The sequence below is a fragment of the Lacibacterium aquatile genome, from assembly GCF_042683105.1.
Taxonomy (GTDB): Bacteria; Pseudomonadota; Alphaproteobacteria; order Elsterales; family Elsteraceae; genus Lacibacterium; species Lacibacterium aquatile.
The window spans coordinates 415,008-427,050 of the sequence record NZ_JBHUIP010000012.1 but is presented as its reverse complement, the minus strand read 5'-3'; the positions used below and the strand labels follow the sequence as shown (position 1 = coordinate 427,050).

General features: G+C 61.4%; 13 protein-coding genes. 2 read left to right on the top strand and 11 right to left on the bottom strand.

Annotated elements, in window-relative coordinates:
• Positions 1–33 precede the first annotated feature (33 nt).
• Positions 34–972, bottom strand: coding sequence for an ABC transporter substrate-binding protein (locus ACFSM5_RS13630; RefSeq protein ID WP_379876980.1), 939 nt, complete (start codon positions 970–972; stop codon positions 34–36).
• A gap of 140 nt (positions 973–1,112) precedes the next feature.
• Entirely contained in the window at positions 1,113–2,102 is a 990-nt protein-coding gene (araD1, locus tag ACFSM5_RS13625) for an AraD1 family protein (protein ID WP_379876979.1), read from the bottom strand.
• 371 nt (positions 2,103–2,473) lie between these two features.
• On the opposite strand from araD1, the gene ACFSM5_RS13620 reads away from it, so the two are divergent.
• A complete protein-coding gene (locus tag ACFSM5_RS13620; RefSeq protein ID WP_379876978.1) occupies positions 2,474–3,409 on the top strand; it encodes a LysR family transcriptional regulator in 936 nt (311 codons plus the stop codon).
• A 191-nt stretch (positions 3,410–3,600) separates the two neighbouring features.
• Here the strand turns inward: ACFSM5_RS13620 and araD are convergent, their stop codons facing one another.
• The 8 genes from araD to ACFSM5_RS13580 all read right to left on the bottom strand — a co-directional run bounded on the left by araD (position 3,601) and on the right by ACFSM5_RS13580 (position 11,093).
• Complete coding sequence (gene araD, locus ACFSM5_RS13615) at positions 3,601–5,331, bottom strand: L-arabinonate dehydratase (RefSeq protein WP_379876977.1); 1,731 nt, start codon at positions 5,329–5,331, stop codon at positions 3,601–3,603.
• Positions 5,332–5,458: 127 nt separating this feature from the next.
• Complete coding sequence (locus ACFSM5_RS13610) at positions 5,459–6,061, bottom strand: hypothetical protein (RefSeq protein WP_379876976.1); 603 nt, start codon at positions 6,059–6,061, stop codon at positions 5,459–5,461.
• A 4-nt stretch (positions 6,062–6,065) separates the two neighbouring features.
• On the bottom strand, positions 6,066–6,815 hold the full coding sequence (locus tag ACFSM5_RS13605) for a hypothetical protein (protein ID WP_379876975.1): 750 nt from the start codon (positions 6,813–6,815) through the stop codon (positions 6,066–6,068).
• Positions 6,816–6,911: 96 nt separating this feature from the next.
• The gene (locus tag ACFSM5_RS13600; RefSeq protein ID WP_379876974.1) at positions 6,912–7,391 is read right to left on the bottom strand and encodes a Csu type fimbrial protein; all 480 of its coding nucleotides are present in this window, start codon (positions 7,389–7,391) and stop codon (positions 6,912–6,914) included.
• A complete protein-coding gene (locus tag ACFSM5_RS13595) occupies positions 7,388–9,721 on the bottom strand; it encodes a fimbria/pilus outer membrane usher protein (RefSeq protein WP_379876973.1) in 2,334 nt (777 codons plus the stop codon). The genes ACFSM5_RS13600 and ACFSM5_RS13595 overlap by 4 nt, the downstream gene beginning before the upstream one ends.
• Before the next feature lie 28 nt (positions 9,722–9,749).
• Positions 9,750–10,508, bottom strand: a complete 759-nt coding sequence (locus ACFSM5_RS13590) for a fimbrial biogenesis chaperone (RefSeq protein ID WP_379876972.1) — start codon at positions 10,506–10,508, stop codon at positions 9,750–9,752.
• 29 nt (positions 10,509–10,537) lie between these two features.
• Positions 10,538–10,789: a spore coat protein U domain-containing protein gene (locus tag ACFSM5_RS13585; protein ID WP_379876971.1), complete on the bottom strand. Its 252-nt coding sequence runs from the start codon at positions 10,787–10,789 to the stop codon at positions 10,538–10,540.
• A complete protein-coding gene (locus ACFSM5_RS13580) occupies positions 10,743–11,093 on the bottom strand; it encodes a spore coat protein U domain-containing protein (protein WP_379876970.1) in 351 nt (116 codons plus the stop codon). The genes ACFSM5_RS13585 and ACFSM5_RS13580 overlap by 47 nt, the downstream gene beginning before the upstream one ends.
• A 112-nt stretch (positions 11,094–11,205) precedes the next feature.
• Here ACFSM5_RS13580 and ACFSM5_RS13575 point away from each other — a divergent pair, with 112 nt between their 5' ends.
• On the top strand, positions 11,206–11,532 hold the full coding sequence (locus ACFSM5_RS13575) for a hypothetical protein (protein ID WP_379876969.1): 327 nt from the start codon (positions 11,206–11,208) through the stop codon (positions 11,530–11,532).
• 5 nt (positions 11,533–11,537) lie between these two features.
• Here ACFSM5_RS13575 and ACFSM5_RS13570 read toward each other — a convergent pair whose 3' ends face one another.
• A complete protein-coding gene (locus ACFSM5_RS13570) occupies positions 11,538–11,729 on the bottom strand; it encodes a hypothetical protein (RefSeq protein WP_379876968.1) in 192 nt (63 codons plus the stop codon).
• Positions 11,730–12,043 lie beyond the last annotated feature (314 nt).

The window sequence follows — 12,043 nt, the reverse complement described above, 5'->3', positions numbered from 1 at the left end:
ACCGAGGCTCTCCCCCCGGCCCGCCGCACCCTGCTACTTCGCGCTGCGCTTCTTGTATTCTTCGGCAGCGGTGTCCGGCAGATAGAGCGGACCTTGCGCCTTGATCCACTTCGGCACTTCCTTGCCGGCCTTCGCCGCAGCGATGGCATCGAAGGACGGGCCGCCCAGATGCGGGTTCAGTTCGATCGTGGCATTGGCATCGCCGTCAGCCATGGCCTTGAAGATATCCGGCACGGCGTCGATGGAGACGACGGTGATATCCTTGCCGGGCTTCAGGCCTGCTTCCTTGATGGCCTGGATCGCGCCCAGGGCCATGTCGTCGTTATGGGCATACATCGCGCAGATGTTCTTGCCGCCGCCTTCGGCCTTGAGGAAGCTCTCCATGACTTCCTTGCCACCCGAACGGGTGAAGTCGCCGCTTTGCGAGCGGGCGATTTCCATGCGCGGGAACAGCTTCACGACATCCTCGAAGCCCTTCTTGCGGTCGATGGCAGCGCTGGAGCCGACGGTGCCCTGCAACTCGACCACGCGGCATTTGCCGTTGGTGCGGGCCGCGAGCCAGGAGGCGGCCAGACGGCCTTCTTCCACGAAGTCCGACGAGACCTTGGTCAGATAGAGCGACTCATCGCCTTTTATGCCGCGGTCGACCAGAACGACCGGGATCTTGGCGTCCTTGGCTTCTTTCAGGACCTGATCCCAGCCGGTTTCGACGACCGGTGCCAGCAGGATGCCGTCAACGCCCTGGGCGATGAAGGTGCGCACGGCTTTGATCTGGTTTTCCTGCTTCTGCTGAGCGTCGGAGAATTTCAGATCGATGCCGCGCTTCTTGGCTTCGGCTTTGATGGATTCGGTTTCAGAGGTACGCCAGCCGCTTTCCGAACCGATCTGCGAGAAGCCGATGGTCTGGGCGTTGGCACCGGCCGCGATCAGCGACATACCCAGCAGCAGGCTGCCGACTGTAATGCTTTTCATGCGTCTCACTCCCCTTGGGATTGCGCGGATTATGTGTGTTCCGGTTCGACGGTCCGCGCTCGCCGTCGCCGAATTGGGTTGAGTCTTTGTGTTGGCCTACCGCGCTTCGCGCTACTTGAGGCCGTTGCCTGATCCGCTGTTCAGAGCGGCTTCACGCCGCCCTTGGGGGCCGGAACGATGGCCAGGGTATTGCGCAGCGGCAGGCCGAACTCCGGCACGCTGATCTCGAAGGTGTCGCCCGCTTGCGTCTTGATGCCGTCCGAAAAGCTCAAGGTGGCGGTGCCGAAATAATGCAGATGCACGTCGCCGGGGCGGCGGAAGAGGCCATATTTGAAGTGGTGAGCTTCGAGGTTCGCGATGCTGTGGGACATGTTCGCTTCGCCCGACAAGAAGGGCTTTTCCCACAGAACCTCGGCCCCGCGATGGATGCGGGAGGTGCCCGACACGCTATCGGGCAGGGCGCCCACCAGCAGCTCCGGCCCAACCGCGCAGTGCCGCAGCTTGGAATGGGCGAGATAGAGGTAGTTCTGCCGCTCCGTCACATGGTCGGAGAACTCGTTACCGATGGCAAAGCCCAGCCGATAGGGCTGACCGTCCGGACCGATGACATAGAGGCCGACGATCTCCGGCTCTTCCGATCCGTCGAGCGCGAAGGACGGCGAGGGCAGGGCGGCGCCGGGAGCCACCACGACCGATCCGTCGCCCTTGTAGAACCATTCCGGCTGAACGCCCGCTTCACCGTTCTTCGGCTTGCCGCCGTCGACGCCCAGCTTGAACATCTTCATGCTGTCGGTCTGTTTGCTGGGATCGGCCAGATCCCTGTGCATCTTGTCGCGGCCTTCGGCGCTGCCAAGGTGCGTCAGGCCGGTGCCGGTGACGTAGCAATGGGCGGCATCGGGATGGTCGAGCGGGGCGAGCAGACGGCCTTCGCTGGCAATCGCCTTCAGATCGACAGTCTCGCCAAAGCCCTTGGAGGCCACTTCCGCCTCAAGCCCATGGCCTGCCGTGATCGCAGACAGCGCAAGGTCGCGCACCGTGGCGAGACCTTGGACGATACGGGCGGCGCCATCCTTGCCGGTGGCGGCCACGGCCCGATCTCCCGATACGCTGCGAAACTGTACCAACCTCATCGTCATCTCACTCCGGTTGCATCAAGAAGGGCGACGAACATGCGGCGTCATCGCCGGTCGTGGGGTCGACCAAACGTGGAAAACTCTGATTAGGTCAGCAGAAAGCCGCGTGAAACACGCATCGCCGATATCCTCCCAAGGTGCCCGTCTCGCCCGCTTTCGGGTCGGACAGTGTCTTATTGGTGCGCAAACCTTAGGAGTAGAAATCGATAACCGTCCAATGACTTTTTTCGGGCTTCCGATATACTTATAATTATAAGAAGCTAACCAGCCTCAAGTAGCGCGAAGCGCGGTAGGCGAACAAACAAGCTCTACCCTCAAGTAGCGCGAAGCGCGGTAGGTCAACGAAAAGAAACTCTGCGGGAGGAAACATGAAGACACTGGCCCCCGACTGGTATCTGCGGGTACGGCTGAAGCTGCGCCATCTGCAGCTCTTCGTCGCCTTGGATGATTATCGCAATCTCAACCGCGCGGCAGGCAGCCTGAATATGTCACAGCCAGCCGCCAGCAAGCTGCTCGGCGAGCTGGAGGAGATGCTGGGGATCGAGCTGTTCGAGCGTCAACCACGCGGGGTTGAGCCCAATTGGTATGGTGAGGTGATGATCCGCCATGCGCGCACGGTCCTGGCCAATCTGGGGCAGGCGGGCGACGAGCTGATGGCGCTCAAGACCGGCGATGGCGGCTCGGCCAGTATCGGCACCGTGATGGCCCCTGCGGTCGATGCGGTGGTGGATGCGGTGGAGGCGGTGCGCCGGGATCTGCCGCGCCTGCATATCACCGTGCAGGTGGAAACCAGCGATGTGCTGGTGCCGCGCCTTGTGGATTCGAAGCTCGATTTCGTGGTCGCGCGTATTCCCCAGGACGTCGACCCTAATCCCTTCATCTACGAGGAAGTGAGCGACGAGGAGATCTGCTTCGTCGTCTCCGATCAGCACCCCTTGGCGGAGAAGGCGGGGATTCGGTTGGTGGATCTTATCGACCGATCCTGGGTGATCCAGCCGCGCACCTCGATCCTGCGGCGGCGGGTGGACGGCATGTTCCAGTCGGCGGGCCTGCCGATCCCGGCCAAGGTAACGAATACGCCGTCGGTCTTCATGGCGCTGGCCACGGTGGCGAAGACCGAGGCGATCACGGTGATGGCCAAGACGGTGGCCCAGCTGTTTGCTGCGCCGGGGCGCTTCCGCATCCTGGATTTCGAACGGTTCTCCGTGCAGCCCTTCGGGTTGATCCGCCTGCGCGATAAGCCCTTGTCGCCGGGCGCTGCTGCTTTGTTCAAGAAGGTGCGTGGGACGCTGCTGCCGGGGTGATTCTATCTTTTCGTCACCCCGGGACTTGACCCCGGGGTCTCCTCCGGGGCGTTGCAAATAAACAAGACCTTGTCATCCCTGACTTGATCCGGGATCCGGCCGTTGTTTGGTGCTCTGCACTGCCTGATGTCTGCAATGACTAGCGGCCGGATCCCGGCTCGGGGGCCGGGATGACGGTCTATCGTTAACTGCTAATGCGAATCTCTCGGCACGCCTGCCCCTGAGCCGCCGACCAGGAAGTCCAGGTCGGCGCCCTGGTTGGCTTGCAGCACATGCTCCACATAGAGCTTGGCCCAGCCGCGCTGGGGCTTTTCCGGCGGCACCCAGGAGGCGCGACGGCGGATCAGTTCTTCGTCCGAAACCTCCAGATGCAGGCGGCGATTCGGCACGTCCAACTCGATCATATCGCCGTCCTTCACCAGCGCTAGCGGACCCCCAGCGGCAGCTTCGGGCGAAGTGTGGAGGACGACGGTGCCATAGGCGGTGCCGCTCATACGGGCGTCGGAAATGCGGACCATGTCGGTGATGCCCTTGCGCAAAACCTTGGGCGGCAGCGGCATATTGCCGACCTCCGCCATGCCGGGATAACCCTTCGGCCCGCAGTTCTGCAGCACCATCACGCAGGTCTCGTCGATATCCAGGTTCTCGTCATTGATGCGTTCGTGGAAGTCCTCGATGGAGGAGAAGACGACCGCCCGGCCGCGATGTTTCAGTAGGCTCGGGGTGGCGGCCGACGGCTTGATCACCGCGCCATCGGGGGCGAGGTTGCCGGTGATGACCGCGATGCCTGCCTTGTCCTTGAAGGGATCGGCGAAGGCATGGATCACGTCACGGTTATAGCAGGGGGCTTCCTGGTTGTTCTCCCACAGGCTCTTGCCGTTGACGGTCAGCGCGTCATTGTTCAGCAGGCCCGCATCGCCCAGCTCGCGGATCACGGCCGGAACGCCGCCCGCACAGAAGAAATCCTCCATCAGATATTTGCCCGACGGCTGCAGATTGACGAGGCAAGGGACGGAGGAGCCGAGCTTGTCCCAATCCTCCAGCGCCAGATCGACACCGATGCGGCGGGCCAGTGCCAGCAGATGGATCACGGCATTGGTCGAACCGCCGATACCGGCATTGACCTTCACTGCATTCTCGAAGGCCTGCCGGGTCAGGATCTGCGACATCTTCAGATCCTGTTTGACCATCTCGACGATGCGGCGGCCGGACAGTTGGGCCAGCGTCAGTCGGCGGGCGTCGACGGCGGGAATGGCGGCGTTACCCGGCAGGCTCATCCCTAAGCTTTCGACCATCGAAGCCATGGTGGAGGCGGTGCCCATGGTCATGCAGCTGCCCTTGGAGCGATGCATATGGGCTTCGGCGGCGATGAAGTCGGCGTTGCTCATGCGGCCGGCGCGCACTTCCTCGGACATCTGCCAGACGCCGGTGCCCGAGCCGAGATCCTGGCCGCGATATTTGCCGTTCAGCATCGGGCCGCCCGAAATGCCGATGGTCGGCAGATCGCAGGATGCGGCCCCCATCAGCAGCGACGGCGTGGTCTTGTCGCAGCCCATCAGCAGGACGACGCCGTCCATCGGATTGCCGCGGATCGATTCCTCGACATCCATGGAGGCGAGGTTACGGAACAGCATGGCGGTGGGGCGCAGCTGGGTTTCGCCCAGCGACATGACCGGGAATTCCAGCGGAAAGCCGCCTGCTTCATAGACGCCGCGCTTCACCCATTCGGCGATCTCGCGGAAATGCCCGTTGCAGGGGGTGAGTTCAGACCAGGTGTTGCAGATGCCGATGATCGGGCGCCCGTCGAACAGATCATGCGGGTAGCCCTGATTTTTCATCCAGCTGCGATGCATGAAGCCGTCGCGATCTTCGCGGCCGAACCAGCCCTGGCTGCGCAGGGGTTTTTTAGTCTTGTCGCTCATGGCGCCCGCTCCCTAAAGGCGTCCCCTTGGATGGGGGCCGCTCGCCTGTTTTGCGGGCAGAGTATCAATGGGTTTTCATAACCGTCTAATGCGGTTATGCGAGTTTGATATATGAATTCAGTTATGGTTACGGTTTGGGCAGGGGACGCGTCGCCACCCCGACGGAGCCATTGTGGGCAAACAGGACCAGATTTTTGACGTCATAGCCGCTGGTGACCATCGCATATCCGGTATGGGTATAGACGGCATGGCTGCTGACGCGGTCGCTGGTCTGTCCGATGGAGGCGGGGTCCGACGTCACGACCAGATAAGCCTCGCCCGGACGTTGGCGCACGGCGGCATGCAGACGATTTGCCCGGAAGAGAAAATTGTCGCGGGCAATCTCTCGCAGCTGCACCCCGTCCGCATCCAATAACATTGCCCGTGGCGAGAGGAAATTACCGGTCCCGTTTGGCAGGCTGAAGATATCGAGCAGAGCGGGCGAAGCGGGCAGTTTAAAAGCCACATAGGTCGCGCGGCCGGCGGGGGTTTCCAGGCAGGCACTGTTCTTGTCGACAGCCACGGGAACGAGTTCCTGTTCGGCCGCAAGCGGGCGCGCAGAAGCGATATCCGGCTTCGCCACGCATTTGCTGAAGTCGAGGTTCAGGACTGCCGCCTCGGGCGGCGGCCCGGCAACACAGGCGGAAAGGCTGAATGCGGCGGCGGCGCCAAGTAGCGCAAAAAGACGCACGATCCTACTGCTTCTTCAAAAGGTTGGCGATGGTGCTGGCCGTCTGTTCGGTCGCGGATTTGAGCCCGGTTACGGCCTTCTCCGGATTGGCCATCAGGATGTCGAAGGTCGTGAAGGCGTAGGCCGGATCCGGGGCGATCGAGACGATATTTTTATCCTGGATAATCGGATTGTAGCTGAGGTGATCCTGCATCAGAACAGCCGAGGTCTTGGCATCGACGAGGCGCACTTTGGCTTCGAACATCGGGCGGTAGGGGGTCTCATCGCGGATGCCTGCCGCCCGATAGCCATACCCCAGCACAACGAGGTCCAGATAGGCATCGACCGCCGGATCGGAGGTCTTCGGATAGACGGCAATGAATTCAGTGCCTGCTGCATTCGATGCCTGGGTGCTGGTTTGTGCGTCGCGGTTAAAGGCGATCGGCGCCGTTTTATACCCCAACTGCTGCAGGCGATCGGACAAGGCAGTCAGGAAAATAGTCTGGACCTGGATGTTATTGGCGTCGGCGATCTGCTTGAATTTTGAATCCCTGTCTGCCTGCATCCCGGCATCCACCAATGCGCCGATCAGCCCGAAGCTCTGCCCGACCGATGTCGCGAGCTGCACGCTGGCCGTATTTGAGATACGGGGCGGCAGGACACCAATGGTCTGTATTTTCTCCGCCGAGGCATCAAAGGGGACTGGGGGAGTGGTGCAGGCCGCCAGTAAACAGGAGGTGGCGACTAACAGGAGGATACGACTCAGGATATTCATCAAAAAAAACCTAATGGGTGAGATTTTACCACCAAAGATGGTGGCAAAATGCCTGTCGATCAGCCGTGGATCAACTAAATTGCTCTCAAATGATCTCTAATAAGTCACAGTCACTAATATCGTGTCGGTATAATTGCCTGCTGGAACATTCTGCAAGGCAGGGATGCGGCCATAGATTGGATAGCTCGTGGTTGCCATGGCCAGTCCAAGCAGGTAGCCGTCGTAAACCATGACCGAACCGCCACTGCCATTCCCCCAGACCGAGCCATAGGTGCCGCTGGTGAAGAGGTTGTAATTCATCGTCTTGCCCGGTCCGGCGCTGAGCTGCCGGGTGGAGAAGGTGCCGTTCCCCTGGGACAGGCTGATGGAATAGGCGACCAGCAACGAAATCCCGAGCAGCAGATCGCAGGAGACCGTTACCGATCCTGTTGAGATGCGGGGTGTCGGCGATAGCGGATCGTAGGAACCGAAACTGACGCCGGTGGCGCTGGCGGTGCAGGCGGCCAGGGCATTGGCGGCGGCGGGTTGCAGGCTCAGAAGCGCAGCCAGGGCCGCGGCAATACGGTTCGGTCTCATGGCGCATCCCCGCAGGTAAGGGTAAGGCGGCTATTATCTGGGCCAGGTTTAGGGAGAACCACCTGGCAACGTCCCTGGGCGGTTTCGACTATGAAGGCTGTTTCTTTCCCGGCGGCTATCGGCTCGAGATAAGCCTCGCCATCATAAGCTGTGCGGAATTCTCGGCTATCTGCGACCCGCAGGATCTTCGCGCCGGGAGAGATCGGCTGCTGGTCGGCGCGCTGAATGACGACGCGCCGCGCGCCGCTGTATCTGGCGTTGAAGCTGACTACGGCCGCGCTGCGATTGGCGGGAATGATCTGCTGTTCCAGCGCTTCGATATCGGCCGTGATCGGCAGGCCGCTGGTATCGACGCCGATCTTAGAGGGATAGTTCGAGATCATTTGCGGAATGAACAGATCGCCATCCTCGTCCGTCACGCCAGCCGGACGATTGTCCTGGGTGATCGGCACGCCGGGGAAGCCGGGTACGGAGACCACGCCGAAAGCATCGTCGACCCGGCGAGTCATGAACATCTTTCCATCGGCGGCTGCTACGCCGCCGCGTAAGGAAAGGCGGGCGTTATCCCGATTGTCGAAGCGGTCGAGGGCAAGGCCGATATCCCCGTGCTTTGTCCGTTTCAGGGCGTCGGCGCCATAGCGGTTGATGGTGTCGAGGGCCGTGATTGCCCCCAGGTCCAGCCCATCGACCGCATTGCCGCTATGGCGGGCCTGGGCGGTTATGGCGGTATCCGCGCCGCGCCGCAGCACATCCAGGGTCGCATTGTTGGTGCCGCCGAACAGGAAGGTGACGGTCAAGCCGACGCTGGTGTCGTTGAAGTCGCCTTGACGGGTATTGAGGCCATAGAGGCTGGCGAAGGCCGATTGCCCGACAGGCAGCGTCCAACTGGCGGTAAGGATCGAGACATTGTCCCGTCCCCGATAACGCTGTTTGGCAAAGGAAAGCAGGCCGGAGCCGTAATCGTCGAGCGCGAGACCGGCACTGGCCACCAGCTCTGATGTCAGGCCGTTGCCAAAGACGAAGACCTCGTCCGTATTGTTGAAGTCTGCATCTTGCCAGCGCTGCCGCAGCCCGACATTCCAAGAGCGCGCGGTGTAGGAATAGCCGACGCCACCCAGCCATGTGGCATCGCCCTTGACCCGCCCTCCTGCTGCCTCGCCCTGCAATTCGCCAATCCCCAGCAGCGTTGTGGCTACCGAAAAGCCGGCGACCTGACGCCTGCCCATTATCTCGCTGTGGCCCTCTACCGTGATCTCGTTGGTCAGGCCGTAGCGATGGGTGCCGGACAGCACCCAATCGTCATAGCCCATGCTTTCGAGCTGATAATTGCGGCGGCGGAAACCTGCCTCGTAGGAAAAATCCGACAGGCCTTCGCGCAGGATCTGCGGGCTGACATAGAAGGGCAGGGCGGTGCTCTGCTGCCGTCCCAGAGGATCGGTGAAGATCACCCGCGCCTCACCACTACCCCGGATGACCGGCAGTTGGTTCAGTTGGAAAGGCCCCTGATCGACCTCGCCGCGATAGCGCAGCACATTGTCGAGATAGACATCGACGGTCGAGGGTAGCTCCGCCTGACCTGCGAAGCTGGGGACCGCGAAGGGGACGAAGCCGGGCTGAATATCGAAATTCGTGCCGATCTGAATGCCGCCGAAGCGGAAAGGCCGCCCCCAGTCGCCGCCGCGCGCTACCCCGTCGCCCAGACGGATCCGCATCAACTCATCAGGCATATCCTGGACATAAGATGTATCGAGGCGTGTGAAGCCCTGTCCGCCTCCGACCGCCCGGAAAAGGCCGGTCGTGACCAGGGTTCCCTGGCCGATGGCCATGCCGCCCTCCACCAGCCCGGCGACATAACTGGGATCGTCCCCCGTCTGGGCAATCACGTCGTAATTGAAGAAGCCGCCCGCGGGCGGCGCCCGGGTGCCGGAGACACTGTCCGGCGAAACATCAAGGGATTGGGCGGCGACAGCTCCCGATCCTGCATTGACAACCAATTCCTGGGCTCCTGGGTCGAAACGGGCTATCACGCCGGGTATGGCGCCAAGGGCCACATATTCAACGCCGTTCAGAGGGAATGCCTTGATTCCTGGCGGCGCGCTCATGCGGGCGGCCATCAGGGCGGGGCGGGGGACATAGAATTCACCGCCCCGACGCACGGCCAGGACCGCATCGTCGATCACTTTGCCATTCACCCGCAGGGAAACGATAAAACGCTGATCGTCGGCACCTGTGCCCGGCATCAGACCAGGCAGGCCGGGGGTTTGTGCAAGCGCAACCGTTGGCCCGACGAAAGTCAGGGCAAAGCAGGCATGCAGAAAGCTTCTTCTCAACGTCCGCATCGGCTTGCGACCCCGGTGCCTAGCGCATCTCCTGCCTGACCGCCGGGTCTAACGGTATCTCGACTGGCCCATCCTCTGTGGTCAATCGCAGTTTTTCTGGGCCCGGCACCGCTAGATCCTTGTCGTCCAGCGGATAGCCCATCCAGGTGCTGGCTAGGACATAGCCAGAAGTCTTATGGAGGGAGCCTGCCACGCCACCACGCCCAATCAACTGATATTCGGTAAAGCGCGCGTGTCGCGTTCCCCGATTCAACATGAAGACGGTCGGGATGCCCCGTTCCGGCGGGGCGGCTGCCAGGACCTTGGTGGGAGGAGATTGTGGGGGCAGAAAAACCGGCAGACTGATCTTGAGAATGGTCTCGACTGCCTGGGCGCCGGTGGAATCCTGCAACGGCACCTCTTCGATGAAGAGTCTGAAGGTGCGCTCGTTGGGCGTTTGTAGAGCCCCTGCATAGCCGATGCGGACGACCTGCTGCGCGCCGGGAAGAATATCGGCGATCGGAGGGTTGACCAGAACGGCATCGGTCGGCTCCAGCCGATCGGCGCCACTCACCTGGCTCCAGGCCATCAGGCGCAGATGCACCAGGGACCGGCTGGGGCCGGTATTGGTCAAAGTCAGGACCGCACTGGGCTGGCGGTCGCTCAGGTCGATGCGGACGGTGGAGAGTTTGAGCTGGCCGGCCATGGCGGGGTCGCCGAGCGCTAGAACGGCGCCCAGGAAGAGAAGAAAGCCCCAGATGGGCAGGCGAATCCTGACATACCCCCGTTTCGACCTCATCGCTCCTCCCCAGCGAAAAGTCGGTGGCCCTAGTAGGTGACGACCACCGAAACCGTATCGGTATAGGCACCCACCGGAATGGACTGGTGAGGTGCGATCCGGCCGTAGACCGTATGGTTGGTCACAAGGCCGTTTGCCGTGCTTGCCAGGGTGTCGATGCTGACGGCGATGCCCTCGACGTTGCGGCTGTCTGTTAGAGGCCGTACTCCAGCGTTAACTGCTGGATGTTCTTCTTCAAACTGTTGGTGTGGCACCAGCGCGAGTGCCAGCAGATAGACCAACAGTATAGGGTGTCCGGCGAATGCAAGTCACTGAAATTGTGCTGCTTCCATCTGAAGGTGCCTCGGACGTAGGATCGTATGGGCCAAACGCGAGTGGGTCGGCCGTCAGGATCCTGATGGCCGCTAGAAGCGGCGTGGCAACCGTCAAGCAGGTTACGGTCGATATTTGGGTATTATTGATCGCCGCCGGCGTCTGGATGATCTGATTGATTGTGCAGCCGATGTATCGATCTACCTGGTATTGTCGAAACCGTGTTTTTTGTGCATCGGCCAGACTATTTCCTGAGCGTTTGCGGTGCGGCACCGTTGCATTTAATGCAGGGGGGCTTATGCTTGACTTCGCCCGGTTTCGGTCAAGTTCAGTGACCGAGATAAACTGGATAGAAGGCGCCCGGTAGCGATCGGGTGGAATTGATATGGCAGGTTTGGTTGCGTCGGCCGTTGTGGCTGTTTCGGTATCGGTCGTTTCGCCAGTTTCCCATCCGTCGACCGCGACTTGGGTAAGCCCCCAGTCTGCCGACCTCGGCTCCGTGCTGACCAAATGGTCGGAAACCGCAGGCGTGTCGGACGTTTCCCTGCCCCCCGAACTGGTCGGCCTGCAGGTCGGTCAGGTTTCCGTAAAGGCCCAGGATCTCTGCACGGCGGTCCAGCGTCTCGTCTCGGCTTTGCGCTATGCCTCACCGCAGCCCCGCCTCGCTTCATGCGATGGCGAAAAGGTCCTTCTGGAAACAGCATCGCGCTGATTGCATCAACCGAATGCTGTCGACCGGGCGAACACTGCCCCGGTAGTTGTGCTGCTGCTGTTGCCGCGCATGGACTGCAAAATCCCCTCGCCCCGCATCTTGATCTTAGGGTCGCTGTCTGACAGCAGCGCATTAGCGATGGTGAGCAGATAGGCGTCGAAGCCGGGAGCCTGATCTTGCGCGCTGTAGGGGACCATTGCCGTTGCTCCGCCTTTTGGGACGCCTTATCCCGATTGAAATTGTCGATCCCGGCCTCGTGCCGTCGTTCGATGGCCCTAATTTCCAGCAGAACCGACTTCCTCTCAATTCGGCGCGATGCCTAGCCAGTCGCGGTCTAAGGATCTACACCTGCGGCTTAATCCAGCGGATTAGGCTGCTTGGGCCTGACAGGGTTTCCGGGTGGAGAGAAACGCTTCCGCCCCTGGGGTGGAGCCGGTGCAAACCTTGGAAATTGCAACCCCTGCCGCATCGCCGATACCCCTAAACCTCTGGACTAATCCCAGCGCTTAAC